Below are 25,637 nucleotides of genomic sequence, written 5' to 3'. Positions count from 1 at the left end.
CCGTGCATCTTGCAAACCTTGGGAACCACATGAACGGTGAATCGGATCTACAGGCAGCTGTGGCTGAGACGCTCCGCCGCGGCAGCATCCTACCGTGCGTCTCGATTTCAGAAGCAATCGCGCCCCGAATAGGATCGATATCTTCTCTCGCGATCGAGCTCGTCGGCGTTTCCAAGTCATATCAGAGGAAGGTCGTTGTTGACCAATTGTCTTTCAAAATTGCGTCGGGAGAGTGCTTTGGCCTGTTAGGCCCAAACGGCGCCGGAAAAAGCACAATCAGCCGTATGATTCTAGGAATGACTTCGCCAGATGCGGGCAATATTTCCGTGCTCGGAATGCAGGTGCCGGGGCAGGCTCGCTCGGCGCGCGCCCGTATCGGTGTCGTTTCTCAGTTCGACAATCTCGATATGGAGTTCACGGTTAGAGAAAACCTGTTTGTCTACGGCCGGTACTTCCGCATGAAAGCGAGGGAGATTGAAGGGATCGTGCCCTCGCTACTGGAATTTGCGCGCCTTGAGAGCAAGGCAGATACGCGGGTGGCGGATCTTTCAGGAGGTATGAAGAGGCGCCTATCATTGGCGCGCGCGCTGATCAATGACCCGCAGGTCCTCATACTAGATGAACCGACCACCGGCCTGGACCCGCACGCACGTCACCTGATCTGGGAGCGGTTGCGATCGCTCTTGGCGCAAGGCAAGACGATCCTCTTGACGACGCACATCATGGAAGAGGCCGAACGTTTGTGTGATCGGATATGTGTGCTCGAAGGTGGAATCAAGATCGCCGAGGGCCGTCCCTTCGACCTGATAGACGAGCAGATCGGCTGCCCCGTCATCGAGATCTATGGAGGAGACCCACAGGAGCTCAGCCTTTTGCTAAAGCCAAACGCGCGGCGAGTGGAGATTAGCGGCGAGACGCTGTTCTGCTACACCCCCGACCCAGAACAAGTTCGGGCGCAATTGCGCGGACACTTGGGTCTGCGCCTCCTCGAGCGGCCGCCGAACCTAGAGGACGTCTTCTTGCGGTTAACCGGACGCGAGATGGAGAAATACCAATGAGTGGAGACAACCTAACGGCATTGACGGGTGGCACTTTGAACTGGATTGCTGTCTGGCGCCGAAATTATCTTGCATGGAAGAAGGCGGCGCTGGCGTCGCTTCTCGGTCATTTGGCCGAACCCTTGATCTACCTTTTTGGCCTCGGCGCTGGCTTGGGAGTGATGGTGGGTCGCGTCAATGGCGTCTCCTATACTGCTTTCTTGGCTGCTGGAATGGTCGCAACGAGCGCGATGACTGCTGCAACCTTTGAGACGATATATGCTGCTTTCGGCCGGATGGAGGGGCAGCGGACTTGGGAAGCGATGCTCTACACACAGCTGAGGCTAGGCGATATCGTTCTCGGCGAGATGGCCTGGGCTGCAACGAAAGCCGCTCTGGCGGGTGCCGGTATAGGCATGGTCGCGGCCGTTCTCGGTTACACGCACTGGCTGCCCCTGCTATCCGCGCTTCCGGTTATCGCGCTGACGGGGCTGGCCTTTGCAAGCCTTGGTATGGTCGTCACCGCCCTTGCTCCGAGCTATGACTATTTCATCTTCTACCAGACGCTTGTTATCACCCCTATATTGTTCCTCTCAGGAGCCGTCTTTCCAGTCGACCAACTGCCCAACCTCTTCCAGACGGCGGCGCAATTTCTGCCGTTGTCGCATTCGATCGATCTGATACGTCCGATAATGCTCGGTCACCCGGTTGCCGATGTCTGCCTGCACGTTGGTGCACTTGGCATTTACATCGTAATCCCATTCTTCTTTTCAACCGCATTGCTTCGGCGCCGACTATTGCGGTGACGATCATTGGCAGAGCGTAAGCGGGGATCGTGGTTATGGCTTTCCTGGGTAGGCAGGCCGTCTTTATCATCCGAGGGTGCTCTCTTCCCAGAGAGGGCAGGCACTCGGAGCTGTGATAGACGGCGGAAGAAGCGCTAAAAGAATCGCGGGTTCCATCATGTGTTGGTCGCTACCAAGGGAGCCGGAGCCCGACGAACTTTTGAAACAGCGGCAGGCTTGGTTTGATGGTCAGCTCGATCTCGACCCCGCCAGGCTGATTTTTGTGTTTCGGCGTGCAACTTTTGGACGCCGATTGACACTTATTTTATCGATGAGACTTGCCTCTCCACGAAGATGTCTCGATCACGCGGGCGATCCCAATGCGGCGAACGCTGCCGGTCGGCGGTTTCCCATGGCCACTGGAAAACCACCCCCTTTACTGGGGGCGGATAGGCTTTCCGGAATAACCACACCCATGGTACCCGACGGCGCGATGAGTTGGCGTGGCATTTTTGGCCTAAATAGAGCAACCCGTGCCGACACTCAGGCCCGGCGACACCGTTATCATGAAAGGGGCCGCCAACTCTCGTCTTCGCGCAAGACGTCATCAGCGGCGCGAGTTCGCCCCGTGCCATCATGGCCTGCGTGCCACTGATTGATGTCGTTCACGGCGGCCAACGAGATCACTTCTATCGCCCGTCGAAGGTCACAAGCGCGACCCCTGTTTGATCATTGCTTCCTCGCCTCGACTGTAAGGGGCAAGCAGGCATTCAGCGGCAAGTGCGGGAGGGCGAGGAGCCATCCATTCCTCACCAATACAAGCCCGCCCCACAGGTCTTCATTCTCCACGGCGACAACCGGCTCCTCTACATCCTTTTTGGAGATATAGATCGACAAGCCTACCCCATTTCTCCGTATCATCGCTTTCATTGACCACGCCTCCTTGTACACACGTGAGATCTGTTCTGTTCCGCAGTCGCGCGACCCGATACCTCCTCCTCGCTGCCGAGCAGGAGCCTCGCCTGCGCGAAAATACTTCCGCAGGCGAGCCATTTTTTGTCACTGCTTAGGCAGGGACGCAAGTGTTCGGAATGGGGCAAATGGCTCGGCATTTGGGGCCGCCCACCTCAGCTCTGCACTCTGTGCATGTTTTAGGATCGACAACGAATTTGTCATTATTGAAACTGATTGCGCCTGAGGGACACTCAAATTCGCATGTGCCGCATTGGGCGCATTGCGAGGCGATGATTTTGAAGGCCATGTTTCAGCTCCTAGTTCAGTCAAAGTGTTTGTCAACTCGCGCTACGAATGCGTCGACGCTAATATCTGCTGCCTAATGATCGCCGATTGCCTGTTCGATGTAGGCGCGGCGAAAGGCGCCCGTTGCCTGAACTGCCCGTGCTGCAGGCTTTCCCTGGGGTTCATTGCTGATCTTAAGCAGTTGATTGACTGAGAGACACTGTATTTCCTGTGCATGGCTGACCTGTTCATTGATCCGGCCTCCGCCTTCCGTTGTCACAGCAATACGGAGCGCACCGATAGACTGCGCTGGGGCGACTGCTATGGTCGCGTTTTTGCTTCCAATGTTTGGCCGCGTCGATCGCGCTCAATTAATTGGCGATATGCATGGCGCTTGCCACTGTCGTAGGTCGCTGCAGCCGCGAGTTGATCCATTGTGAATTCATTTGCGCGATCATCACTGAGCAGACCGACTGCATCCGCCCGGCATTGCCGGCAATGGCGCATCACCTCCGTGGTGCCTTCAAGCCGATCCCGAAGCGCGGTCAGTTCGAAAGGCGCAGGACAACGCTGACCAGTCTGACCATAATAAGTACCGTGTGAAGGCTCCGAAATCAGAGGCACTATGTTGTGCATGAACGCTCCTCTGTCCTTGACCGACTTGTTAACCTGGACGAGATGCTCGTCGTTGACGCCCGGGATCATTACCGAATTGACCTTGGTGAGGATCCCGCGTTCCGTCAGCATTTCGAGCCCCAGCATTTGCCTCTCGTGAAGGATTCTCGACGCTTCGATGCCGACGTAGCGGCGGCCATTATAGAATATCCAGGGGTAGATCTTCCTTCCGATCGTCGGATCTACCATATTGATCGTGATTGTTACGTGCCCGACATTCATGTCGACAACCTCGTCGACATGTTCGGGAAGTGCGAGGCCATTAGTAGAGATGCAAAGTTTGACGTCAGGGATTTCCCGGGCGATCGCGACTAGCGTCGCTTTTGTCTTCTTCCAATCGTAACACGCATCTCCTGGCCCGGCGACACCCACGACCGAAAGTTGAGGCACTTGGCTGGCCGCCGCTATGGCCCTGCGCACCGCCTGGTCGGGAGTGAGCCTACGTGATGCTACTCCTGGCCTGCTTTCATTCGCGCAGTCGTATTTTCGATTGCAGTAGTTGCACTGGATGTTGCAAGCTGATGCGACCGCGAGATGCATCCGCGCGAAATAAAGATGCGCTTCGCGCGAGAAGCAAGGGTGATCTTTGATCTTTTCAACGATCGCTGGATCCATAACATTCGCCTTTGAACTGCCACGGGACGACGATGCACAGTCACCGAGCGTTTTTACCTCCGACTTGCGGGCGGCAGGTGCTATGCTGGTGGTCCTACGCTTATTCATCCCTGTGGACATCGATGAACTCCAATGACGCTTGAAAACTTAGTTCTGCGAGCAAGAGCTATTCCAGCCCGAGAAACCTCACTTTTCCAACCGGGCATGCGCTTCGTTGTGCGCTTTAGACCTCTTTGCTCAGGGTGTCTCGGAGACATGACAGGGTCACTTCGAAGTCCTTTCCGGGGGGGAGAATTTCCGGAGTCTGTTTGGCGCGACCTGCCGTACAAGGCCCGCGTCGATGACGAGGTTGCTAGAAGATTTTTGGCTCTATGCCGTGCCGGCGCAAGGAGTAAGCGACCTGTCGCGGCGTAACGCCAAGGAGCCGCGCAGCTTTAGCCTGAACCCACCCAGCCGTCGCCATCGCATTTTCCAACTCTTGCTTATCGATAACACCGAACCGTTTCATCTCGGTTTTGGGTGCGAATGCGGCGGCGTCACGCGGCTTTATCATTGATACGGTTTCATCTCGAGCGAGCCCGTGAACTGCGCCTTTGCCGACTTGCTCGGCAACCACCTTTTTGAGGATCCGGGAATAGCATCGGCCTTGTTCACAGGCGAGATCGTCAGGAACAATCACGCTTGAACGGGCGAGCGTTGCGGTCCGCTGTACGCAGTTCTGCAGCTCGCGAATATTGCCGGGGAACTCGCATTTCGACAGGATATTAAGTGCCGAGGGTGCGAAGCTTAACGAACGCCCGTTTTCCCTATTGAAACGCTGAAGGAAATTCTCGGCCAACCGCGGGATGTCACCGCCGCGTTCCCGGAGAGGTGGCAAAGTGATGGGTACGACATTGATCCGATAATATAGATCGGCTCTGAATTCTCCCGCCGCCACGGCCGTTTCAAGATCCTTGTTGGTCGCGCAAATCAGCCTGACATTTATTTTCAAGGTCCTCGTCCCGCCGACACGCTCGAGTTCGCCTTCCTGCAAGATGCGTAGCAACTTGGCTTGAAATTCCCCAGAAATTTCTCCTATTTCGTCGAGCAGCAAAGTTCCACCGTCGGCCATTTCAAAACGACCTGCTTTGGCAGCGACGGCGCCGGTGAAGGCGCCCTTCTCATGCCCGAAGAGTTCTGATTCCAGTACGCCCGGCGAGAGCGCAGCGCAGTTCAACTTCACGAAGGGCCTTCTTCGGCGTGACGAGGACTCGTGTATCAGCTTTGCGAAGAATTCTTTGCCCGTGCCGCTTTCACCTCTCAACAGCACCGGTGAGTTGCTGCGTGCGACAACCTTAGCGATTTCAAAGACCTCCTTGAGTGCGGGACTTTCTCCGACAATTTCAGCACCTGACCGCAATGCGGATTCCGGCACCGTCTCATCAGTTGATCTAACCACAGGACCGCTCCATTTCAGCACTGGGGGGAGCGCGCGTTGGGCACCCGGGACAGTTCGTGGACCGTCCTCTGCGCTACATACTGGACTTCGAAGGTCAACAAAAGTTACAAAATGGTAGGGCGACCACCAGCCGGTTCGTCAAGCTTTGCTTGCCTGCATTGGCCCTCGGAATGGCTCGAACGACCTGGAGAAGAAGTTGGTCATCCAAACTTGAAGAGTACCCCGAACCCGCCTCGCGGATGATTCCAGCTAATCTCGTCCTCGGGTTCGCATAACACACGGCATGTCCCACATTCCAAGCAGCCATCGGAGACGATCGTGACCTGACCTCTGTCGTTCAGCTGATAACATTTTGCCGGACAGACTTGCGTTAATGCGACTAGGTTACTGCTCGGAAATAGGCGATTGAGAATCTTTATGTGGGGGCGGCCTGAGTCAACCAAATATCGGTTCTGGTAAAGCTTGTCTTCGACACGCTGTTTAACGATGGGTTTCATCTGGGTATCCTTTTAGTACCACGCGCGGGCAAGCCGGACTGCGTCTGAAATTAGTCCCCACCCGGATCGGGCTTTCAAGAAGGAGGCAGACGTGGCCCTTTCCTTATCGAGTTTTGAAGCTCCGTCGACGCGGACGAAACTTTGCGCCGCTTGAGATATCAACTTCGGATAGGAAACAAATAAGCTCTGGCTGTTCGCATGGAGAAATCTCGGCAGGTCTTTATGCTTCGTCAGGTCTTTGATGACGAAGGACTCATCGAGCAGTCTCTTGTAAAGCGATAGGTTATCTCTAATCATCGAGCCGCCACGACTCCTAACTTCGGCGATCGCGTGCCCGGCCAGGTAACCTGATGTCATTGCGAGATTCGAACCCTCGCGATGTGCAGTATTGTTCAACTGGGCCGCGTCTCCAACCACAACCCATCCATTGCCAAAGAGCTGGGGGATAGCCGTGGCGCCCCCCTCTGGAATGAGATGCGCAGCATATTCCTTTACCTCAGATCCGGCGATCAATGGCCGGATCGAAGGATGGTGCTTGAAGGCTTCAAGGATATCATATGGCCTTTCGCTGGCTGCCGCCAAGCCGGAAACGAGGCATCCTACCCCGATCGAGATAGACTCCTTGTTGGTATAAAGAAAACCAAGCCCTGGGATTCCGCGAGTGATAGTCCCGCCTGCCTCGATCACACAGCCTTCGTCCGCGGTCAGGCCGAAGCGGTCTGCGATAACATCTTCCGGCAGGAAATGCATCTCTTTCACGGCAAGTGCGACGCTGTCGGGCTTGGGAATTTCACGCAAACGCCCTTTTGTTCCGAGGTAGCCGTTCACCCCCTCGGCAAGCACCACGACATCGGCGCGAATGGTATCGCGGTGGCGGTCGGTGACGATGCCGGTCACGTTGCCATTCCAGTCCTTGAGGAGTCCAGTGGCGGATGTCTCGCAGAGAACGGTGCATCCTGCCTCACGCACCTTGGCCGAAAACCATCTGTCGAACTGGGCGCGGATGATCGTGTATCGGTTTGGCCTCGGCTCGTTAAAGTCGTCAGAGCGATAGTGAATTCCTGTATGCGACGTGCCGTCCATGATCCAGAATCGCTGCTCGACCAGATGCCGTTCAAGAGGCGCGTCATCGCGGAATTTTGGAATGATCTTCTCCAGCGGGTCGGCGTACAGTATCGCTCCTTGAACGTTCTTGGAACCTGGGTACTCGCCTCGTTCCAACTGCACTACTTTCAGGCCGCGACTGGCCATCGCATAGGCGGCCGCATTGCCCGACATACCCGCCCCGACTACGATCGCGTCGAATTTCTCGGCCCTCATAGGTGGCACCTCTCTACTTGCATCGTTTGGGTATACGGCGCTAGTCGCCTAGCGAACGCCGCGGTCAGCGCCGGGAGAAGAGCGATAGCATCAGCCACAACTGCGACATGTGCGAAATCAAAGATGGGGGCGTTGCTGTCAGTGTTGATGGCAACGATTAAGTCAGCACCTTCGACACCCACCCGATGTTGGACTGCCCCTGATATGCCAGCCGCTAGGTAAAGCTTGGGCCGGATCGTCTGACCCGTTTGGCCGATCTGCCGATCAACCCCCATCCAACCTTTTTGAACCAAAGGTCGAGAGCAGCCATATTCACCACCAATCGTCCTTGCTAGAACCATCACATGCTCCAGGTTCTCGGCGGTGCCGATACCAAGCCCACCGGCGACCACGATGTCGGCATAGGCGAGGCTAATCGTTTCCGATTGTCCATCCGGAAGGAACTCGAGTACCTTTGTGACAATCTCATCCTCGATCATCATCAGATCATGTCGAATGACAGAGCCGATCGCGTTGGTCATCCGACGGGGGGGCGCCATGACACGGGGGCGCACTGTCGCCATTTGCGGGCGACAGTTGAGAGTGTAAATCGTGCACAGCAGCGAACCGCCAAATGTCGGCCGGGTGGCTGCAAGCGAGCCGTCCGCATCGACGTCCAATTCGGTGCAATCCGCTGTAAGCCCCGTTTCCAGAGTCGTTGCCACAGAACCGGCGAGATCTCGCCCCAGCGAGGTGGCGCCAAGAAGCAGAATTTCCGGCTTATGAAGGATGACAAGATCTGAGAGAGCTTTGGTGAACGGCTCGTTTCGGTAGTCTGATAACAGGGGTGATTCGACGAGGTAGGCGAAATCGGCTCCGTAAGCGAACGCCTCTGCAATGGCTGACCGAGTTCCGCCCCCCTCTACAGGCCCGATGACAACACTTGCCAGTTGAACGCCCAACTTATCGGCAAGCTTGCGCCCTTCGCCGAGCAGCTCGATAGAAACGGGGTGCACTTGACCTCGTTCCAGCTCGATGAAGACCCAGACGTGCCGATTGTCACGGAAATGTTTTGGCAATTCCTTCCTAGCGCTGGCACGGCTGACGATTGGAGACTGCGCTTCAGCTTCTCGGGTTTCCATGTTCGTTCCTTGTTTTTCACGTGAGCCCGTTGGGTTGAATGCTCGCTTCCAACGCGGGTTGGTGCTCGAAGATCGATGCGATTACTTCGTCAGCGAGCCGACCGCTCTCGTTTCCAATTGCTCCGATCTGGATTGCTCTTTCAGCCCGTGGGGTGGGCGCGAATACGCGCTTGACGACCGTCGGCGATCCGCTCAATCCGCATTTAGCTATCTCCACAATACCGGCGTCGGCTGCACGCCAGCTTTCGATTTGCGTTCGCGCGGCACGCAATGCGTCAGCGACAGATCCGCGACGGATGACGTTGCCGCCTTCAAGGACACTGATCAAACATGGTAGTCGGCTCTTCAACGTTTGGGTGCCACCTTCCGAGCGGCGCTCCACCGTAATCTCTCGGGCACGGAGATCGACCGAAACAATTTTCGTTACGTAGGTCAGTTGTTGCAGGTCGAGACGCCTGGCAATCCCAGGGCCTACCTGAGCGGTATCGCCGTCGATCGTCTGCTTACCGGTCAGGACGATTTCAGGCGCACGGCGAAGGCCAAGGTTCGCGATTGCTCGCGAGATAGCAAACGAAGTCGCCAACGTGTCTGATCCGGCGAAGCGACGGTCGCTCAGGAGCACAGCTCGGTCTGCCCCGTGTGCCAGAGCTTTCTCCAGCGCTTGTTTCGCCATCGGCGGGCCCATGGCAAGAACAGTAATTTCACCCCCGTAGCGGTCACGCAGTCTGAGTGCTTCTTCCAAGGCGAAAAGGTCGTAAGGGTTGATGATTGTCGGCACGCCTTGGCGCATGATGGTGTTCGTAACCGGATGAACCCGGATCTGGGCGGAGTCAGGGACTTGTTTTATGCAGACGACGATATTCATGCTGTTCCTGGGCTCCACAGAGTGTAGGTTTGTATACGGGCCAGTCCTAGCACTCGTCGTGCCGAACCTATCGCGCGTTGGTTACCTTGCGTGTTTCGGGGCGACGGCTTAGTCAGATGTCGACAGTGCGACAGCTTTGTCAGGTTTGCGACAGGGGTGGCTGCATGTGCTTGGCGGGATGCAGCACGGCTTCGTTTTATTGCGGAACGCCACGATTGGCGGCATTTGCGTGAAATGCAGCTCATTCGACTGAAGTAGATGGCATTGGGGCTTAGACTCTGCGGCCTATTCTGGGCCTCATGACATATGTACGACATCTGTCGTCGTCTTTGTCGGCTTTGTGACAAGCAGCATACTCTGGTCCGGCATTTTATTCCGCTAAATGTTTGCAACAACAACCAATGTCCAATCCGCTCCTCAATCCCTTCAATTGGCACGGCTCTTGAAGTTGTTCTGCGGCTGCGACGGAACCAGCCGCGTGCGATGTCGCGGCATCATTTCGGTCAGTCAAACACGTGAAGGAAGTATGAATGGCTGCTCTGCGTCAGATCGCGTTTTACGGAAAGGGAGGCATTGGCAAATCCACGACATCCCAGAATACGCTCGCCGCCCTGGTCGAACTTAAGCAGAAGATCCTCATTGTCGGCTGCGACCCAAAAGCTGATTCAACCCGATTGATCCTGAACTCGAAGGCGCAGGACACCGTCCTCCATCTAGCCGCATCGAAGGGTTCGGTTGAAGATCTGGAACTCGGCGATGTGCTCAAAGTCGGTTACGGAGGCATCAAATGTGTGGAGTCTGGCGGCCCTGAACCGGGTGTTGGCTGCGCCGGACGAGGCGTTATCACGTCGATCAACTTCCTGGAAGAAAACGGCGCCTACGACGATGTCGACTATGTCTCCTATGACGTGCTCGGTGACGTGGTATGCGGGGGCTTCGCGATGCCCATCCGTGAGAACAAGGCCCAGGAAATTTACATCGTGATGTCCGGTGAGATGATGGCCCTTTATGCTGCAAACAACATCGCGAGGGGCATCCTCAAATACGCCAGCGCCGGAAGCGTGCGGCTGGGCGGGCTGATCTGTAACGAGCGCCAGACCGACCGTGAACTGGACCTCGCTGAAGCGCTGGCCGCCAAGCTCAACTCAAAGCTCATTCACTTCGTGCCGCGCGACAACATCGTTCAGCATGCAGAGCTTAGAAAGATGACCGTGATCCAATACGCGCCGCACTCCAAGCAAGCGGCGGAATATCGATCGTTGGCTCACAAGATCCACTCAAATTCGGGAAAGGGCACTATCCCTACTCCTATCGCCATGGAGGAACTGGAGGACATGCTGCTCGACTTCGGGATCATGAAGTCGGACGAGCAGATGCTTGAAGAACTTATCCCCATTGAGGGGCAGGTGGTATCCTAGAGGCGGGGGACGCGGACCAGGCGCGGTGGTCGAACACCCATGCCGCCTTGTGGGGTTCCATTCGAACCTTCGAGAGAGGAAAGGCCGATGAGCCTCGATTACGAGAACGATAAAGACTTTAACACAAGGCTTATAGGCGAGGTACTCTCGCGGTACCCGGATAAGACGGCTAAGCGCCGCAAAAAGCATCTTGGTGTCGCAAAGGGCAGAGAGGCAATCGAGCAGGACTCAGATACGCTTTGCGAGACCGACGTGAAATCGAACATCAAGTCCATTCCGGGCGTGATGACCGTTCGCGGCTGCGCTTATGCCGGCTCGAAGGGTGTCGTGTGGGGGCCGATCAAGGACATGGTCCACATATCCCATGGACCCGTCGGTTGCGGGCAGTATTCCTGGTCGCAGCGCCGCAACTATTACCTCGGCCTGACAGGTGTCGACGCCTTCGTTACCATGCAATTTACGTCCGATTTTCAAGAAAAGGATATCGTTTTTGGTGGCGATAAAAAGCTCGAGAAGCTCATCGACGAAGTCGAGGAATTGTTTCCACTGAACAATGGTGTCAGCTTGCAGTCCGAGTGTCCAATCGGATTGATTGGAGACGACATAGAAGCTGTGGCGCGCAAGAAGGCCAAGGAGCACAACAAAACGATCGTGCCGGTGCGATGTGAGGGCTTTCGCGGCGTATCGCAATCGCTTGGCCATCATATCGCCAACGACGCGATACGCGACTGGGTTTTCGATAAGAAAGATACCCATTTCGAATCCGGTCTCTTCGACGTTAACGTTATAGGTGACTACAATATCGGCGGCGATGCGTGGGCTTCGCGTATCCTGCTGGAGGGAATTGGGCTGCGGGTGGTCGGCAACTGGTCAGGGGACGCCACACTCGCGGAGGTGGAGCGTGCGCCAAAAGCCACACTCAACCTCGTCCACTGCTACCGGTCCATGAATTACATCTGTCGGCATATGGAGGAACAGTACGGCATTCCCTGGATGGAGTATAACTTCTTTGGTCCTTCCCAGATCGAAGCCTCCTTGCGCAATATTGCCGCCTTTTTCGGGCCGGAGACGCAAGACAGGGCCGAAGCGCTCATGACCAGCTATCAGCCTCTCGTCAAAGGGGTGACCGAGAAGTACCGCCCGCGCCTCGATGGCAAAAGTGTAATGCTCTACGTGGGCGGATTGCGTCCCCGCCACGTCATCACCGCCTATGAGGATCTCGGAATGGAGATTGTCGGCACCGGCTACGAATTTGGTCATGGCGACGATTATGAACGCACCGGCCACTATGTCAAAAAGGGAACGCTTATCTACGATGATGTGACCGGCTACGAACTCGAGAAATTCATCGAGGCAATTCGCCCGGACCTCGTCGGCTCTGGCATCAAGGAAAAATATCCCGTCCAAAAAATGGGCATACCTTTCCGTCAGATGCATTCTTGGGATTATTCTGGTCCGTATCACGGTTACGACGGCTTCGCGATCTTTGCCAGGGACATGGATCTTGCCATCAATAATCCGGTTTGGTCTCTTTATGACGCGCCATGGAAATAAACGCACTGCCCCAATGCCCGCGTTGACTGCAGTTGTGGCCTAGATGATTACACTCGTTGCTGAGCGGCGAGATGTAAGACGTATGCTTTGTAAGCATCTCTACTTTAAGTGGAGCAAAAGTCATGACTTCTCTGAAGTCCGTTAATGCACGTACCTTCCATTCGGAAGTCGTGAAATCAAAAAGATCGTTCTCGTCTATTTCTGGTCTCCTTTGGAGTCAATCTTGCACCATGATTGCCCCAATCCTCGAAGAAATTGCCGGCGAGATGAAGGGCATTGTCAAATTTGTTAAGCTGAATGTCGACAAGAATCCGCAACTCACCGCACGATTTGGCGTGGTGCCAACTCCGACCCTTAAAATCTTCCACGGCGGGAAAGGTCGTCGCACGTTCTCAGCGCAACACCAAAGTACTGCATCGTCAACTGGATAAATCGCACGTAGTTCGAAGGGAGAAGCAAAAGCAGCGTCTCCCAATGTTTATGCAGCCGCATTCGCGGCAAAACATGCCGCAATCGGTCGATAACTCTGTGAAGACCATCAATGCACGGAACTTCCATCTCGAAGTTGTGGAATCGAAAAAGATCGTTCTGGTCGATTTCTTTGCTGAGCGGTGCGACGCCTGCAAGATGATTGCTCCAATTCTCCAAGAAATTGCCGACGAGGGCATTATCAAAGTTGTCAAGATCAACGTCGATGAGAATCCGGAACTTGCTTCACAATTTGGCGTGATGGAAATCCCGGACCTAAAAATCTTTAACGTTGGGAAGGTCGTTGACACTTTCTCAGGTGAAATCTCGGAGCCCGATATCGTCGATTGGCTATATCGCGCGATAGCTGACTGGTCGTAGTTCGAAGGGAGAAGCAAAAGCAGCGTCTCCCAGTGTTTATGCAGCCGCATTCGCGGCGAAAAAGGATGAAAAACTATGCCGCAATCGGCCGAGAAGGTTCTCGATCATACTGCTCTGTTCTGGGAGCCGGAATACCAGAAGATGTTCGCCACCAAGAATTTGGAGTTCGAATGTCCGCATCCGGATGAGGTCGTTCCTGCTCAGCTCGAATTCACCGGGACATGGGAATATCGAGAAAAGAACCTGGCTCGCGAAGCGCTTGTCGTAAATCCCGCGAAGGCCTGTCAGCCGCTTGGCGCGGTTTTCGCAGCGGCTGGGTTCGAGCGGACGATGTCGTTTGTCCATGGCAGTCAGGGCTGCGTGGCATACTACCGCTCGCACCTGTCACGCCATTTCAAGGAACCGTCGTCTGCCGTTTCGTCTTCGATGACAGAGGACGCGGCTGTATTTGGCGGTTTGAAAAATATGGTAGATGGACTCGCCCACACCTATAAGCTCTACGACCCAAAGATGATCGCGGTCTCGACGACTTGCATGGCGGAGGTCATTGGCGATGATCTTCACGGCTTCATTGAAAATGCCAAAAATGAAGGCTCCGTTCCAGCCGATTTCAACGTACCCTTCGCCCATACCCCAGCCTTCGTCGGCAGCCATGTCGATGGTTATGACAGCATGGTCAAAGGCATTCTGGAAAATTTCTGGAAGAGCACTAAACGCGTGCCCACGCCAGCACTCGTCAACATCATTCCAGGCTTCGATGGCTTCTGCGTTGGCAACAATCGAGAGATAAAGCGCCTGCTCGACACGATGGGAGTGACCTACGTTCTCATTCAAGACGCCTCCGACCAGTTCGACACACCTTCCGACGGCACGTACCGCATGTATGACGGAGGGACAAAGATCGATGACGTGAAGGCAGCGAAACATGCCGAGGCGACAATATCACTGCAGCACTACAATACGCGCAAGACCTTGGACTTTTGCCGCGAGCTTGGTCAGACCACCGCCTCGTTTCACTACCCGCTGGGCGTCGGGGCTACGGACGAGTTCCTGATGAAGATATCTGAGCTTTCCAAGAGGGAAATTCCTGAAGCTATCGATCGTGATCGGGGTCGCTTGATCGATGCCGTGGCCGATAGTCAATCCTGGTTGCATGGGAAGAAATACGGAATCTACGGTGACCCGGACTTCGTTTACGCGATGGCGCGCTTCGTCATGGAAACCGGTGGCGAGCCCACACACTGCCTTGCGACCAACGGCACGGCAGCTTGGGAAGCGGAGATGAAGGAGTTGCTCGCATCCTCTCCGTTCGGCGCAGGTGCGCAGGTGTGGGCCGGGAAAGACCTCTGGGCAATGCGCTCGCTTCTTTTGACGGAACCAGTGGATCTTCTGATCGGCAATTCCTATGGCAAGTACCTCGAGCGTGACACTGGCACTCCCCTGGTCCGACTTACCTTTCCGATTTTTGACCGCCATCACCACCATCGCTTTCCGATCATGGGCTACCAAGGCGGATTGCGTCTTCTAACAGCCATTCTCGACAAGATCTTCGACAGGCTTGATGAGGAGACCATGTGCCCAGGCGTGTCGTACGACCTCACGCGCTAAGTGCCTGGCCGGCGTAGGCCGGCCATCTCACCATTGCATTGGAAAGCTGCGCAATGTCTTTAACCGAGACCCAGACACAACATGACACCGGAGAGCGTTCCGCCGAGATATACTGCAGGACGGAAATCACGGCATGTCAGAAGGCATCGTCTGGATCAGCAGCCGGCGGTGGCTGTGCCTTCGACGGAGCCAAGGTCGTGCTGCAGCCGATTACCGACGTCGCGCATCTCGTCCACGCACCACTCGCGTGCGAGGGCAATTCCTGGGACAACCGGGGCGCGGCGTCGTCAGGTCCAGTTCTTTGGCGCACAAGTTTCACCACTGATCTTACCGAACTCGAGATAGTGACGGGAGCTAGTCAGCGGAAGCTTCTCGAGGCGATCGGAGAGATCAAGGAAGGTTATGCGCCGGCGGCAATCTTCGTCTACGCAACATGCGTCACCGAATTGATCGGTGACGATATAGCTGCGGTGTGCAGACGCGCGGCGCGAAAGTTCGCAATCCCAGTGGTGCCGGTGAAGTCGCCGGGCTTCGGCGGTTCGAAGAACCTCGGGAACAGGCTCGCCGGCGAAGCTCTGCTGGATCACGTAATAGGCACGGTGGAGGTCGATGATCCGGGCCCACACGACATCAATGTTATCGGTGAATTCAACCTGTCCGGGGAGTTCTGGTCGGTAAAACCTCTATTGGACAGGCTTGGCATCCGTGTTCGTGCCTGCATCCCCGGGGACGCGTGCTACGCGCAAGTTGCCTCTGCGCACCGCTCTCGTGCAGCTATGATGGTGTGCTCCAGTGCTCTCATCAATCTTGCCCGCAAGATGGAAGAACGCTGGGATATTCCATTTTTCGAAGGCTCCTTCTACGGCATTTCCAGCACCTCCGAATCCCTTCGGCGGATTGCCCAACTGCTCGTAAAAAAAGGCGCTCGTTTCGCGTTGCTCCATCACGTCGAGGCTCTCTTAGCAGAAGAGGAGGAGAGAGCCTGGATGAAGCTGGAGGTGTATCGGCGTCAGCTTGAGGGGAAGCGCATTCATCTGAACACCGGCGGGGTCAAATCCTGGTCCATCGTGCACGCGCTGATCGAAATCGGCATGGAAATTGTTGGTACATCCGTCAGGAAATCGACTATCGGGGACAAAGAGAGAATTAAGCAGATGCTTAAGGATGAGAACCATCTTCACCAATCGATGGCAGCGAGCGAGCTGTATGCGATGTTGCGTGAACACAAGCCAGATATCATGCTCTCGGGCGGACGCACTCAGTTCGTCGCGTTTGAGGCGAAAATTCCCTGGCTCGACGTCAATCAGGAGCGCCAGCATGCTTACGCCGGTTACGACGGCATGGTGGAACTAGCACGCCAGATTGATTTGGCAATCCACAACCCCGTCTGGGCGCAGTTGCGAGAACCGGCGCCGTGGAAGCGATCCGTTAACGCTGCGAAACCGGCGGAAGGATCAATATTCCTATCCAAGTCTGCCGGAGAGGGCGCAAGTGATTTGCATTTGAGGCAAGAATTATGGCACGTATCCTAGCTCAAATAAAGGCGGTAGCGATCAACCCTCTAAAATCGTCTCAACCGCTGGGCGCTGCCTTGGCCTTTTTGGGCATCGACGGCGCGCTGCCAATACTTCATGGCAGCCAGGGATGTACCAGTTTCGTGCTGGTGCTGCTTGTGAGACATTTCAAGCATATGGTCCCGCTGCACGCTACTGCAATGGACCAGATCGCGACGGTGGTGGGCGGCGCAGATTTTCTTGAGAAAGCTCTCGTCAAGCTAAAAGCTCGCACCTGGCCCCGGCTGATCGGGATCTGCACTACCGCCGTGGCAGAAACACGAGACGAAGATATTGCAGGTGATATCTTCAATGCCAAAGGCGCGCGGCCGAGAGACCCCATTGATACGGAAGTGGTACTCGCACGTACTCCCGACTTCGCAGGGGCGTTAGAGGAGGGGTGGTCGAAGGCTGTTACGGCTATGATAGAGGCAATCACGGGGCCCGGAACGCAGGATCGAGATCCGGCGAAGGTCGTGATTCTGACTGGCTCAAACATGACAGTTGCCGATGTAGAGCATCTGCGAGAAACCGTTGAGGGCTTCGGCTTAACGCCCCTCATTTTGCCTGACGTCTCCGGCGGGCCGGACGAAGCTATCCGCGATCGATGGATCCCGATCGCACGCGGTGGCGCGAAGGTGGAGCATATCCGCGATCTCGGGGCGGCAACACAGTGCATCGCCATCGGCGAACACATGCGCCGACCGGCTGAAGCTTTGCAGGGCCTGACTGGATTACCATACGTGATGTTCGAATCTCTCACGGGCCTGAATAACGCCGACCGTTTCACATGGCTCCTTACAGCGATTTCGCGTGCTAACGCGCCGACGGCTGTCCGTCGTGCCCGAATGCAGTTGCAGGAGGCGATGCTCAATGGGCATTTTACCTTGGCAGGGAAGAAGATCGCAATCGCCTGCGAACCGGACCAGCTCTTTCAGTTTGCACAATTTCTTGTCGGTATGGGCGCGGTCATTACAGCCGCGGTCACCACCACCGCGCATTCAAAGGTACTGCAAACTATACCAGCCGATACCGTCAAGGTGGGTGATCTGGGTGACCTGGAACAGCTCGCCGCGGATGCCGACCTACTCGTCACGCACTCCCATGGTCGACAGGCCGCAGAACGCCTTGCCGTTCCGCTGCTGCGGGTTGGCTTCCCCGTCTTCGACCGTGTAGGCAGCCAGCATAAACTCAAAATCCTTTATCGAGGAACCCGAGACATGATCTTCGACGTCACCAACATAGTTCAACTGACCCACACGATTTACCGTCCGCTCGCGCCCTCCGTTCAGATCTCACAGCAGGAGAGACAGCATGCCAAGCACATCCGCAGTGAATATCAACGATCATGAACAGGCCTATCCAAACAAAGGCTACGATGCAGCACGCCCTTTCTTTCATGCCAAGCCGCTGGTTCTGGCCCAGGCTAATGCCGATCCCCCGAGCGATGACAAGGTCGCCAACGACCAGGGCACGATACAGTTCCACCTCATTGGACAAAAAACCGATGATCCGAAGTACAGCGGGATCATGAACGAGAACCAGGACAATCTCGTCGCGATTGGTGGCCTAATTTACGACTATATTTACACGAACTATCCCAACTTCGACTCGAAGAAACTCATATAAAAACATGGACAAACGTTGTTGGCAACATCCCGGATCTTGCAGTCGGGCGCTGAAGCAGAAAACCTACTCGAATAAGTTTGTTGGCACATACGTTTCAGGCACATTCCTGTCACTGATTGCCACGGCCCTCGTCACTGACGGGGCATCTATGCTCACGGACTTCCAGTCCTTTTCTGACTGAGATGGACAACCTGACCTTCAACGCTAGAGCGTTTCAAGGTTTGACGGAAGCGTACCCAGCGTTTTCGAAATAATTTGCACATTCGTCTGGCTTGATAGTTTCGGTGAGATACCCGAGATGACGCCAGGTGTCATCGACAGTTCGTTTTTGAGCCTGGCGCATCCAGTGCTTGATCTTGGCAAAGGCTTGCTCAATCGGATTTTGATCGGGGGAGTATTTCGGCAGGAACCATAGTCCGGCGCCGGCCGCCTTGATGGCGTCCCGCTACCAGACAAAGGAGCCGCAACGCCCGGTATGTGGCGATCGTCACCTCATTCCCTTTGATATATATCAAGGTCGGTTTTGCTGTCGCGGGATAAGGTTTCCGGTAGCTTGCCCGAACAGTCAAAGGCATTTCTGCGGCAGGTTTTCCAAGCACATCACCCAGCCCGGAGATAATGCAATGTCATTGAAATTGGTCAGCGGAATGATGAAGTCCTCCGGCGACGAAGCGTTGCTAATGATGGATGCGGACGGCACGAATCAGATGGTCGTCATCGAAAAGGAAGCCCTGCTCGATATCGCGGACCCGCCGCGTTGCGACGAGAGCCGACTTCAGGAAAATATCGATCTGTTCAGCCGGATTGCCTCTGCGAAGTACGATCGCGGCGATATCGAGCGAGATGGGCGCATCCGTATCAGCTCAGATGACCTCGTCGCCTGAGAAGGTGCATGCGCAGCATGCGGACAGTCGGTCTGCTGCGTTCTCACTTGCCCAATGAAGGGAGCGCAGGCGGGCTGTTCACGTCAGGAACAAGCCGGCAAGGGTCGCTATACCAGTTGTGATCGCCAGCCGAACCGAATAGCCGATGCTTCCCCAGTTTTCGCAAGAAAGATTGGCGAGGCGGCGACCGCTATCGCGTGGGTGGCCGCATCCGCAGGCACAGTCGGCGAGACGGCCAAAACTCGCCCGCGTCAATCGTTCCAACGAAGCGCAAAGCGGAAGACGGCTATCAACTCCAGCAGATTTCGAAACCCTCAATCGAGCTTAGCGGTGAAGACGTAACCGACACCGCGCACGGCCTTGATGAACTGGGGCTTCTTCGGGTCGGCTTCGATCTTGCGGCGGAGCCGGACGATCTGGGCGTCAATCGTCCGGTCGAAGGCTTCGAGATTTCGACCTCTTGTCAAATCCATCAGCACGTCACGGGTCAGCACCCGGCCGGCGTGGCGCACGAAGGTCATCAGCATATCGAATTCGCCGGTCGTCAACTCGACTTCAACACCTTCTGGATCGAGGAGCTGGCGGCGGCTGAGGTCGAGCTTCCATCTCTCGAAACCGATGACCTCCTCTGCAGCGGCTTCGGCGCTGCGCGGCGAAGACTGCCGGCGCCGCAGGATCGACTTCAAACGCGCATGAACCTCCCGAAGATGGAAAGGCTTGGCGATATAGTCGTCGGCGCCTACTTCGAGGCCGACAATCCGGTCGACGACATCGTCGCGACCCGTCAGCATCATGATCGGCACGTCGGATTGGGCGCGTATCTCCCGAGCAAGATCGAGACCATCAGTACCCCCGGGAAGCACGAGATCGAGCAGAATGGCATCGAAACTCTGCTGGCGCAGGCGTATCCGCATCTCGGTGCCGTCAGAGGCGGAAGAGACTGTGTAACCCTCATCCTCGAAATAGCGCGTCAACATCTGGCGAATGCGCGGATCGTCGTCAACGACGAGAAGATGGGCGTCTTGCTGAGCTGTTGCCATCGTCCATCCGTTGCTCGTTACAGGCCGTTTCGAATATCCACGTCTTTAACATGCTCGCCCTTTCGGTGTCATCAGCAGCCGGGTTGTTGTCCTCGTCGGAAGTAGGACGAAATTTGCCGGAGGCGGGAGCGGATTCCCGGCGATCGCCATTTCTTCACCAATGATTGCGCCACAATAACTCCGGATCCAGCTCAAACCACAAGAGGTCGGTATGACGCTTTCGCGTCTGCCGACACTTCTGATGATTGCCAGGCGTGGCGCCATCTACGGACATCGTTTGCGGTGATCAGAAGTGTGTCGTTGCCAAGGGCTTCCGAGCGGAGACGGCTCGCCGCAATGTCGCAGAACATGCCGACATATTCGAGAAGGCGCACTTCGGTTGCGCGGGGCGGCGAGGCAACAGACAGCAATGCGCGTCGAGAGACGACGACGGTTTTCATCTCGGGACCGAAACGCACGTCGATGCGCCCAGACTTGTCCATTGTGTTCAGGCTTGCTGTGACGACTTCATACGGCATTCGATCGCTCCTGTCATAGGCTGGTCGCTGCGGCCTCTAGCTTCCTGCCAAGGTACGAAGTCAGGAGGAAGACACTTTGACCTCGATCAATGCGATGCCGGGTTCGAACACAATGCCCCCGTCCGTGCCTTTGTTGAACATCTGAACCTGGTGGTCGGTAGCCATTAACGGTCCTGCCGAAACCATCAATGCTGCCGCTGCGGCGATCAACCCGAATTTCAAACGCATTGCATATCCCCTGTTCGGCGAGGTCGATTTGACGGCGTGAACATCTTCGAGGACGTGCTCGGCCCGGCCTCTTTGATGCTGGTCAAATGGAGAACGGCTGATGCGGCCCGCATCGTCCGAAAGGTGGGGGACACGACCGACGAGACACGCTTTGGGCCAGCGCTGTTCGCCTGCGCCAAGGTCGGTTTATGGACAGGCGATGGTTGCTATGGAGTTTATGTCGCGTCGAGAAGCTCGCGGATCATCAAGGCCAGCTCCCTTGCGGTATAAGGCTTGCGCAGCCACTGAGCGCCGGGAACGATGCCTTTGCCCGCAAGGCCAGGCTCGGAATATCCTGACGTGAACAGGACGGCGATATCGGGTTGCAAAACGCGCACCTCACGTGCGAGTTCGTCGCCGGTGATCCCGCCCGGCATCACGATGTCGGTAAAGAGGAGCGCGATGTGGGCGTTTTCTCGCAGAAACTCGAGCGCGCGGTGGCCGTTTTCGGCTTCAAGTACCGTGTAGCCCATTGACGTGAGCCTGGCGACGGCCACGCGGCGGACGCGGGCATCATCCTCGACGACAAGCACAGTTTCGTCGCCGCGTGGCAGCGGGCTCTCGCCGCTGCCATGATCCAGCGTGGGCTCCAGAGGCTTCGTCTCGTTGATTGCGGGCAGATATATCCTGACCGTCGTGCCGCGTTCCAGCTCGCTGTAAAGCTGGAGGTGCCCGCCGGACTGCTTTACGAAACCATAGACCATGCTGAGCCCGAGACCCGTGCCCGAGCCGACCTCCTTCGTCGTGAAAAACGGTTCTATCGCGCGCTTTCTGACCTCTTCGCTCATGCCGATGCCGGTGTCCGTCATGGTGACGAGCACGAAGGTGCCGCTGCGCACCTCCGGGTACATCTTTGCATAGTCGGCATCGAGATGGACCCGCGCGATCGTCGTTGTGAGACTGCCGCCCTTCGGCATAGCATCCCTTGCGTTCAAAGCGATGTTCAAAATGGCGTTCTGCAGCTGCGAACTGTCGACAAGGACGTTCAGGCTCGACCCCTCGATGACGGTCGATAGCTTGATGTCCTCGCCAAGCGTTCGCCGAAGCAGGTCCGAGAAGCCGCTCACAAGCTGACCGAGGTCCGCATGCTTTGGGTTCAGTGGCTGCCGCCGGCCGAAAGCCAGCAGCTGGCCCGTGAGGATTGCCCCGTCCTGCGCCGCCGACTGAGCCTCCTTGAGGATTTCCCTGAGGGTGCCGGGCGGCAGTTTGTCCTCGATCATTTCGAGATTGCCGCTGATGACGGTGAGGAGATTGTTGAAGTCATGCGCGATGCCTCCCGTCAATTGCCCGATGGCTTCCATCTTCTGCGCCTGACGAAGGTCTTCCTCGATTTCGAACCGGCTGGTGAGATCGCGGACGAAACCGGTGAAGATCCGCTCTCCGTTCGCCGTCGCTTCGCCGACATGTAGTTCCATCGGAAATTGGGATCCGTCGGCCCGCTGCCCGGTGACGACACGCCCGTAGCCGATGATGCGTTTCTCGCCTGTTTCGATATAATGATCGATATAGCCGTCGTGAGCGTCGCGATGGGGGTTCGGCATCAAGTTGCTGACGTTGAGGCCACAAATCTGATCGGAAGGCATTCCAAACAGTTTTTCGGCTGCCTTGCTGAACGAGAGCACCGTTCCCTTGTGGTCGATGACCACCATCGCGTCCGGCACGGTGTCGAGAATCGAGCTCAGATGCGCTTCGCGGGATTTGACCGCCTCTTGAGCGCGCCTCAACGCGCTGACGTCGGTATTCGTCTGGATGACGGCAAGGTCGCCATCCGGCAGATTGACCAGGACGCAGCGGGACGCGGCATGAATATCGTGCCCGCTCTTGTGACGGTGGATGATTTCACCCTGCCAGAAGCCGCGCGACTTCAACTGGTCGCGGATGTCTTCCGCCGGTTCTGGAAATCTCGTCGCCAGCAGTTCGTAGACCTTCTCGCCGACGGCTTCCTCCCTTGCCCAGCCATACATGTTCTCGCAGCCGATGGACCAGTGCGTGATGGTTTCGTCAAAACGATGGACGAGTATGTCTGCTCCATCCAGCATGTGCACCATTGCATCCAGTTCCTGGGGCGACGCGGTTCTCGGTGATACGAGGCGGTGGGGCATGAACGTCGATCCCGCGGCTTGTTGCATCAATGCAGGTTGACCCTATGACAGGAATCCTCTGAAAAATCATCAGCGTCGCCGGACAACTGCGTAAGTCGGGCGAGATTGACGATTCGCAAGTCGTGTCTGCCCTCCGGGATAACGATATTTCGCGATGCAAGTTTCGTGATGGTCCGAGATACGGTTTCAATGGTCAGACCGAGATGGTCGGCAATGTCCTGCCGGTTCATGGGGACGCGCAGAAGACCTTGCCGCGGCTGAGAATTGCGGCGGGAGGCAAGTTTCACGATGAAGCTGCACAGGCGCTCCTCGGCATTCTTCTTCGACAGCAGCACCATCTGTTCGTGCGCAGCCGCCGCCTCCTGGCATAACAGGGAAATATATGCAGGTCCGAGAGCATCCGACCGGGCGATTTCCTCGTGGAAGTTCTTCCGGGATATGCGGCGGATCTTGCACTCGGTGACGGCCTCGGCGGTGAACAGGAAATCATTTTGCAGCGACGCGCCGATGAGATCGCCGGCGAAATGAAACGCGGTTATCACGCGGCGGCCTTCGCCAATGATGCGATGGAGGCGGACAACGCCTTCTTCGACTTGGAACAAGTGTTTCACCTTGTCGCCTTCCCAGCATATCGCTTTGCCGGCAGGAACGGTTTCCGCTGCCGATGTCAGGAAAATCGACGATAGAGATTGACCGGCGTGGACCCCTTGGCTCGTCTTCTCGGCGTTTTCGAATGCATGGTTGGTCTGCATCAGCATTGTCGTGTCCCCTCGTTGCCGTGGGTGCACTAGAACTCCGCTGCGTCACAGGGGGATGATTGGAGGGTGCCAAAGGGTGAAAGATTGTAACGGTGTGTAACAGCGCCGCCCCATCCCGAGCGCGCTGCCTTCTGGTTGATGTAGATCAAGGAGCGATTGGCGGCTTCATGACAGTCCTGCCTAGAACGACGAGAAAGCCGGCCGCGACGCGGTCGTCTTTGCACTGGGGACGACATCATGAATTACACGACGGAAACGATGGTGGTCGCGGTCGCCGCATTTCTAGCGCTGCTGGGAGCCGCGTTCGCGCACGATCATCTCTTTGCGGTCCATATGGGCATCCTCTGCTTCTGCCTGGTGGTGGGAACTGTGCTCCTGGTCTGGAACATCGATTTCGCACCGCCGGACCAGCGGCAGAAAGTCGACCTGTCAGGCTATTTCGACGAGGTGATCCGCTACGGCCTGATCGCCACGGTGTTCTGGGGCGTGGTGGGCTTCCTCGTCGGCGTCGTCATCGCTCTGCAACTGGCGTTTCCCGACCTGAATATCGCACCTTACCTCAATTTCGGACGATTGCGGCCTGTTCACACCTCGGCGGTCATCTTCGCCTTCGGTGGCAACGCCCTGATCATGACGTCCTTCTACGTCGTGCAGCGAACCTGTCGCGCCCGTCTCTTTGGCGGAAGTCTCGCATGGTTCGTCTTCTGGGGCTACCAGCTCTTCATCGTCATGGCTGCGACCGGATACGTCCTCGGCATCAACCAGGCCCGTGAATATGCCGAGCCTGAATGGTATGTCGACCTCTGGCTGACCGTCGTCTGGGTCGCTTATCTCGCCGTCTACCTCGGCACGATCCTGAAGCGCAAAGAGCCGCATATCTACGTGGCGAACTGGTTCTATCTCGGCTTCATCGTCACCATTGCAATGCTGCACGTCGTCAACAACCTGGCAGTCCCGACCTCGTTCCTCGGCTCCAAGAGCTACTCGCTCTTCTCAGGCGTCCAGGATGCGCTGACCCAATGGTGGTACGGCCACAACGCCGTCGGCTTCTTCCTCACCGCCGGCTTCCTGGGCATGATGTACTATTTCGTACCCAAGCAGGCCAACCGGCCCGTTTATTCCTATCGGCTCTCGATCATCCACTTCTGGGCGCTGATCTTCATGTATATCTGGGCAGGCCCGCATCATCTGCATTACACGGCGCTGCCCGACTGGGCCCAGACCCTCGGCATGGTTTTCTCGGTGATGCTGTGGATGCCCTCCTGGGGCGGCATGATCAATGGCCTCATGACCCTTTCGGGCGCATGGGACAAGATTCGCACGGATCCGATCATCCGCATGATGATCGTTGCCATCGCCTTTTACGGCATGTCGACCTTCGAAGGCCCGATGATGTCGGTCAAAACCGTCAATTCGCTCAGCCACTACACCGAATGGACGATCGGCCATGTGCATTCCGGCGCTCTCGGCTGGGTGGGGATGATCACCTTCGGGGCGATCTATTACCTGACGCCGAAGCTTTGGGGACGCGAGCGTCTCTACAGCCTGCGGATGGTCAACTGGCACTTCTGGCTCGCAACGCTCGGGATCGTGGTTTACGCCGCGGTGCTCTGGGTTGCCGGAATCCAGCAAGGGCTCATGTGGCGCGAGTACAACTCCCAGGGCTTCCTCGTCTATTCCTTCGCAGAAACCGTCTCGGCGATGATTCCATACTACGTGCTGCGCGCGGTCGGCGGAGCGCTTTATCTGGCGGGTGGTTTCGTCATGGCCTGGAACGTGTTCATGACGATCCGCGGCCGTGTGCGCTACGAAGCTGAAATCCCAACCGCTTTCGTGCCCCAAGCACAGCCTGCTGAATGAGGTGA

The 25,637-nt window shown here is 56.4% G+C and carries 24 protein-coding genes and 3 pseudogenes; 13 read left to right on the top strand and 14 right to left on the bottom strand.

The window, feature by feature from the left end:
• Nucleotides 1-29 precede the first annotated feature (29 nt).
• The 3 genes and pseudogenes from nodI to RLEG4DRAFT_RS40440 form a co-directional block, all read left to right on the top strand.
• Nucleotides 30-1,058 carry a nodulation factor ABC transporter ATP-binding protein NodI gene (gene nodI, locus RLEG4DRAFT_RS26850; protein WP_003581506.1) on the top strand — a complete coding sequence of 343 codons (1,029 nt, stop codon included), beginning with the start codon at nucleotides 30-32 and terminating at the stop codon, nucleotides 1,056-1,058.
• Entirely contained in the window at nucleotides 1,055-1,843 is a 789-nt protein-coding gene (locus tag RLEG4DRAFT_RS26845; RefSeq protein WP_003581504.1) for an ABC transporter permease, read from the top strand. The genes nodI and RLEG4DRAFT_RS26845 overlap by 4 nt, the downstream gene beginning before the upstream one ends.
• Nucleotides 1,844-2,021: 178 nt before the next feature.
• A pseudogene (locus RLEG4DRAFT_RS40440) lies at nucleotides 2,022-2,340 on the top strand (hypothetical protein); the annotation flags it as partial.
• 211 nt (nucleotides 2,341-2,551) lie between these two features.
• Here RLEG4DRAFT_RS40440 and nifT read toward each other — a convergent pair.
• From nifT to RLEG4DRAFT_RS26815, 8 genes are all read right to left on the bottom strand, one after another.
• Nucleotides 2,552-2,752, bottom strand: a complete 201-nt coding sequence (gene nifT, locus RLEG4DRAFT_RS26840; RefSeq protein WP_003581502.1) for a putative nitrogen fixation protein NifT — start codon at nucleotides 2,750-2,752, stop codon at nucleotides 2,552-2,554.
• Nucleotides 2,753-2,888: 136 nt separating this feature from the next.
• Nucleotides 2,889-3,083, bottom strand: coding sequence for a 4Fe-4S dicluster domain-containing protein (locus RLEG4DRAFT_RS39310; RefSeq protein ID WP_003581500.1), 195 nt, complete (start codon nucleotides 3,081-3,083; stop codon nucleotides 2,889-2,891).
• Between the two features lie 299 nt (nucleotides 3,084-3,382).
• The gene (gene nifB, locus RLEG4DRAFT_RS26835; RefSeq protein ID WP_432416824.1) at nucleotides 3,383-4,351 is read right to left on the bottom strand and encodes a nitrogenase cofactor biosynthesis protein NifB; all 969 of its coding nucleotides are present in this window, start codon (nucleotides 4,349-4,351) and stop codon (nucleotides 3,383-3,385) included.
• A 352-nt stretch (nucleotides 4,352-4,703) separates the two neighbouring features.
• Nucleotides 4,704-5,789 (bottom strand): nif-specific transcriptional activator NifA, encoded by a 1,086-nt coding sequence (nifA, locus tag RLEG4DRAFT_RS26830; protein WP_003581497.1) that lies wholly within the window; start codon nucleotides 5,787-5,789, stop codon nucleotides 4,704-4,706.
• 200 nt (nucleotides 5,790-5,989) lie between these two features.
• Nucleotides 5,990-6,286 carry a ferredoxin family protein gene (locus RLEG4DRAFT_RS39305; protein ID WP_003581495.1) on the bottom strand — a complete coding sequence of 99 codons (297 nt, stop codon included), beginning with the start codon at nucleotides 6,284-6,286 and terminating at the stop codon, nucleotides 5,990-5,992.
• Between the two features lie 12 nt (nucleotides 6,287-6,298).
• Nucleotides 6,299-7,606, bottom strand: a complete 1,308-nt coding sequence (locus tag RLEG4DRAFT_RS26825; RefSeq protein ID WP_003581492.1) for an FAD-binding protein — start codon at nucleotides 7,604-7,606, stop codon at nucleotides 6,299-6,301.
• On the bottom strand, nucleotides 7,603-8,727 hold the full coding sequence (locus tag RLEG4DRAFT_RS26820) for an electron transfer flavoprotein subunit alpha/FixB family protein (protein ID WP_003581490.1): 1,125 nt from the start codon (nucleotides 8,725-8,727) through the stop codon (nucleotides 7,603-7,605). The genes RLEG4DRAFT_RS26825 and RLEG4DRAFT_RS26820 overlap by 4 nt, the downstream gene beginning before the upstream one ends.
• A gap of 16 nt (nucleotides 8,728-8,743) precedes the next feature.
• Entirely contained in the window at nucleotides 8,744-9,592 is an 849-nt protein-coding gene (locus tag RLEG4DRAFT_RS26815) for an electron transfer flavoprotein subunit beta/FixA family protein (RefSeq protein ID WP_003581488.1), read from the bottom strand.
• A 530-nt stretch (nucleotides 9,593-10,122) separates the two neighbouring features.
• Between RLEG4DRAFT_RS26815 and nifH the strand changes: the two genes are divergently transcribed.
• From nifH to RLEG4DRAFT_RS47260, 8 genes are all read left to right on the top strand, one after another.
• A complete protein-coding gene (nifH, locus tag RLEG4DRAFT_RS26810; protein WP_003581486.1) occupies nucleotides 10,123-11,010 on the top strand; it encodes a nitrogenase iron protein in 888 nt (295 codons plus the stop codon).
• Nucleotides 11,011-11,097: 87 nt separating this feature from the next.
• The gene (gene nifD, locus RLEG4DRAFT_RS26805) at nucleotides 11,098-12,564 is read left to right on the top strand and encodes a nitrogenase molybdenum-iron protein alpha chain (protein ID WP_003581484.1); all 1,467 of its coding nucleotides are present in this window, start codon (nucleotides 11,098-11,100) and stop codon (nucleotides 12,562-12,564) included.
• Between the two features lie 122 nt (nucleotides 12,565-12,686).
• On the top strand, nucleotides 12,687-12,995 hold the full coding sequence (locus tag RLEG4DRAFT_RS39300) for a thioredoxin family protein (protein WP_003581482.1): 309 nt from the start codon (nucleotides 12,687-12,689) through the stop codon (nucleotides 12,993-12,995).
• A 43-nt stretch (nucleotides 12,996-13,038) separates the two neighbouring features.
• Entirely contained in the window at nucleotides 13,039-13,413 is a 375-nt protein-coding gene (locus RLEG4DRAFT_RS26800) for a thioredoxin family protein (RefSeq protein ID WP_003581480.1), read from the top strand.
• A 75-nt stretch (nucleotides 13,414-13,488) separates the two neighbouring features.
• A complete protein-coding gene (nifK, locus tag RLEG4DRAFT_RS26795) occupies nucleotides 13,489-15,021 on the top strand; it encodes a nitrogenase molybdenum-iron protein subunit beta (protein WP_003581478.1) in 1,533 nt (510 codons plus the stop codon).
• Nucleotides 15,022-15,074: 53 nt separating this feature from the next.
• Nucleotides 15,075-16,553: a nitrogenase iron-molybdenum cofactor biosynthesis protein NifE gene (gene nifE / locus RLEG4DRAFT_RS26790; protein WP_003581476.1), complete on the top strand. Its 1,479-nt coding sequence runs from the start codon at nucleotides 15,075-15,077 to the stop codon at nucleotides 16,551-16,553.
• Nucleotides 16,538-17,926, top strand: coding sequence for a nitrogenase iron-molybdenum cofactor biosynthesis protein NifN (gene nifN, locus RLEG4DRAFT_RS26785; RefSeq protein WP_003581474.1), 1,389 nt, complete (start codon nucleotides 16,538-16,540; stop codon nucleotides 17,924-17,926). The genes nifE and nifN overlap by 16 nt, the downstream gene beginning before the upstream one ends.
• Nucleotides 17,889-18,203 (top strand): hypothetical protein, encoded by a 315-nt coding sequence (locus tag RLEG4DRAFT_RS47260; RefSeq protein ID WP_003581472.1) that lies wholly within the window; start codon nucleotides 17,889-17,891, stop codon nucleotides 18,201-18,203. The genes nifN and RLEG4DRAFT_RS47260 overlap by 38 nt, the downstream gene beginning before the upstream one ends.
• A 214-nt stretch (nucleotides 18,204-18,417) precedes the next feature.
• Here RLEG4DRAFT_RS47260 and RLEG4DRAFT_RS39295 read toward each other — a convergent pair.
• Nucleotides 18,418-18,648, bottom strand: a pseudogene (locus RLEG4DRAFT_RS39295) (transposase); the annotation flags it as partial.
• Here RLEG4DRAFT_RS39295 and RLEG4DRAFT_RS58715 point away from each other — a divergent pair.
• Nucleotides 18,638-19,087: a hypothetical protein gene (locus tag RLEG4DRAFT_RS58715; RefSeq protein WP_348529959.1), complete on the top strand. Its 450-nt coding sequence runs from the start codon at nucleotides 18,638-18,640 to the stop codon at nucleotides 19,085-19,087. The pseudogene RLEG4DRAFT_RS39295 and the gene RLEG4DRAFT_RS58715 overlap by 11 nt on opposite strands.
• 314 nt (nucleotides 19,088-19,401) lie before the next feature.
• Here RLEG4DRAFT_RS58715 and RLEG4DRAFT_RS26770 read toward each other — a convergent pair whose 3' ends face one another.
• From RLEG4DRAFT_RS26770 to RLEG4DRAFT_RS26755, 5 genes and pseudogenes are all read right to left on the bottom strand, one after another.
• Nucleotides 19,402-20,127 (bottom strand): response regulator, encoded by a 726-nt coding sequence (locus RLEG4DRAFT_RS26770; RefSeq protein ID WP_003581467.1) that lies wholly within the window; start codon nucleotides 20,125-20,127, stop codon nucleotides 19,402-19,404.
• A 191-nt stretch (nucleotides 20,128-20,318) separates the two neighbouring features.
• Nucleotides 20,319-20,645 (bottom strand): hypothetical protein, encoded by a 327-nt coding sequence (locus RLEG4DRAFT_RS26765; RefSeq protein WP_003581465.1) that lies wholly within the window; start codon nucleotides 20,643-20,645, stop codon nucleotides 20,319-20,321.
• A gap of 84 nt (nucleotides 20,646-20,729) precedes the next feature.
• Nucleotides 20,730-20,873 (bottom strand): annotated as a pseudogene (locus RLEG4DRAFT_RS39290) (pseudoazurin); the annotation flags it as partial.
• A 215-nt stretch (nucleotides 20,874-21,088) separates the two neighbouring features.
• On the bottom strand, nucleotides 21,089-23,014 hold the full coding sequence (locus RLEG4DRAFT_RS26760) for a hybrid sensor histidine kinase/response regulator (protein WP_037094823.1): 1,926 nt from the start codon (nucleotides 23,012-23,014) through the stop codon (nucleotides 21,089-21,091).
• Nucleotides 23,015-23,040: 26 nt separating this feature from the next.
• On the bottom strand, nucleotides 23,041-23,772 hold the full coding sequence (locus RLEG4DRAFT_RS26755; protein ID WP_003581460.1) for a Crp/Fnr family transcriptional regulator: 732 nt from the start codon (nucleotides 23,770-23,772) through the stop codon (nucleotides 23,041-23,043).
• A gap of 237 nt (nucleotides 23,773-24,009) precedes the next feature.
• On the opposite strand from RLEG4DRAFT_RS26755, the gene ccoN reads away from it, so the two are divergent.
• On the top strand, nucleotides 24,010-25,632 hold the full coding sequence (gene ccoN, locus RLEG4DRAFT_RS26750; RefSeq protein ID WP_003581458.1) for a cytochrome-c oxidase, cbb3-type subunit I: 1,623 nt from the start codon (nucleotides 24,010-24,012) through the stop codon (nucleotides 25,630-25,632).
• Nucleotides 25,633-25,637 lie beyond the last annotated feature (5 nt).

The organism is Rhizobium leguminosarum bv. trifolii WSM2297 (genome assembly GCF_000271845.1).
Note: the sequence above shows the minus strand (reverse complement) of the source record. Positions and strands in the feature narration are given on the sequence as shown.

Bases quoted from the DNA above. Each gene is read 5' to 3' on its own strand.
- nifB (WP_432416824.1), bottom strand. From the start codon at position 4,351: ATGGATCCAGCGATCGTTGAAAAGATCAAAGATCACCCTTGCTTCTCG.
- nifN (WP_003581474.1), top strand. From the start codon at position 16,538: ATGGCACGTATCCTAGCTCAAATAAAGGCGGTAGCGATCAACCCTCTA.
- RLEG4DRAFT_RS26815 (WP_003581488.1), bottom strand. From the start codon at position 9,592: ATGAATATCGTCGTCTGCATAAAACAAGTCCCTGACTCCGCCCAGATC.
- RLEG4DRAFT_RS26800 (WP_003581480.1), top strand. From the start codon at position 13,039: ATGTTTATGCAGCCGCATTCGCGGCAAAACATGCCGCAATCGGTCGAT.
- RLEG4DRAFT_RS39300 (WP_003581482.1), top strand. From the start codon at position 12,687: ATGACTTCTCTGAAGTCCGTTAATGCACGTACCTTCCATTCGGAAGTC.
- RLEG4DRAFT_RS26760 (WP_037094823.1), bottom strand. From the start codon at position 23,014: ATGCCCCACCGCCTCGTATCACCGAGAACCGCGTCGCCCCAGGAACTG.
- RLEG4DRAFT_RS26845 (WP_003581504.1), top strand. From the start codon at position 1,055: ATGAGTGGAGACAACCTAACGGCATTGACGGGTGGCACTTTGAACTGG.
- RLEG4DRAFT_RS26755 (WP_003581460.1), bottom strand. From the start codon at position 23,772: ATGCTGATGCAGACCAACCATGCATTCGAAAACGCCGAGAAGACGAGC.
- RLEG4DRAFT_RS39310 (WP_003581500.1), bottom strand. From the start codon at position 3,083: ATGGCCTTCAAAATCATCGCCTCGCAATGCGCCCAATGCGGCACATGC.
- RLEG4DRAFT_RS26825 (WP_003581492.1), bottom strand. From the start codon at position 7,606: ATGAGGGCCGAGAAATTCGACGCGATCGTAGTCGGGGCGGGTATGTCG.
- RLEG4DRAFT_RS39305 (WP_003581495.1), bottom strand. From the start codon at position 6,286: ATGAAACCCATCGTTAAACAGCGTGTCGAAGACAAGCTTTACCAGAAC.
- nodI (WP_003581506.1), top strand. From the start codon at position 30: ATGAACGGTGAATCGGATCTACAGGCAGCTGTGGCTGAGACGCTCCGC.
- RLEG4DRAFT_RS58715 (WP_348529959.1), top strand. From the start codon at position 18,638: ATGGCGTCCCGCTACCAGACAAAGGAGCCGCAACGCCCGGTATGTGGC.
- RLEG4DRAFT_RS47260 (WP_003581472.1), top strand. From the start codon at position 17,889: ATGCCAAGCACATCCGCAGTGAATATCAACGATCATGAACAGGCCTAT.
- nifD (WP_003581484.1), top strand. From the start codon at position 11,098: ATGAGCCTCGATTACGAGAACGATAAAGACTTTAACACAAGGCTTATA.
- nifE (WP_003581476.1), top strand. From the start codon at position 15,075: ATGTCTTTAACCGAGACCCAGACACAACATGACACCGGAGAGCGTTCC.
- nifK (WP_003581478.1), top strand. From the start codon at position 13,489: ATGCCGCAATCGGCCGAGAAGGTTCTCGATCATACTGCTCTGTTCTGG.
- nifT (WP_003581502.1), bottom strand. From the start codon at position 2,752: ATGAAAGCGATGATACGGAGAAATGGGGTAGGCTTGTCGATCTATATC.
- RLEG4DRAFT_RS26820 (WP_003581490.1), bottom strand. From the start codon at position 8,727: ATGGAAACCCGAGAAGCTGAAGCGCAGTCTCCAATCGTCAGCCGTGCC.
- RLEG4DRAFT_RS26765 (WP_003581465.1), bottom strand. From the start codon at position 20,645: ATGCCGTATGAAGTCGTCACAGCAAGCCTGAACACAATGGACAAGTCT.
- ccoN (WP_003581458.1), top strand. From the start codon at position 24,010: ATGAATTACACGACGGAAACGATGGTGGTCGCGGTCGCCGCATTTCTA.
- nifH (WP_003581486.1), top strand. From the start codon at position 10,123: ATGGCTGCTCTGCGTCAGATCGCGTTTTACGGAAAGGGAGGCATTGGC.
- RLEG4DRAFT_RS26770 (WP_003581467.1), bottom strand. From the start codon at position 20,127: ATGGCAACAGCTCAGCAAGACGCCCATCTTCTCGTCGTTGACGACGAT.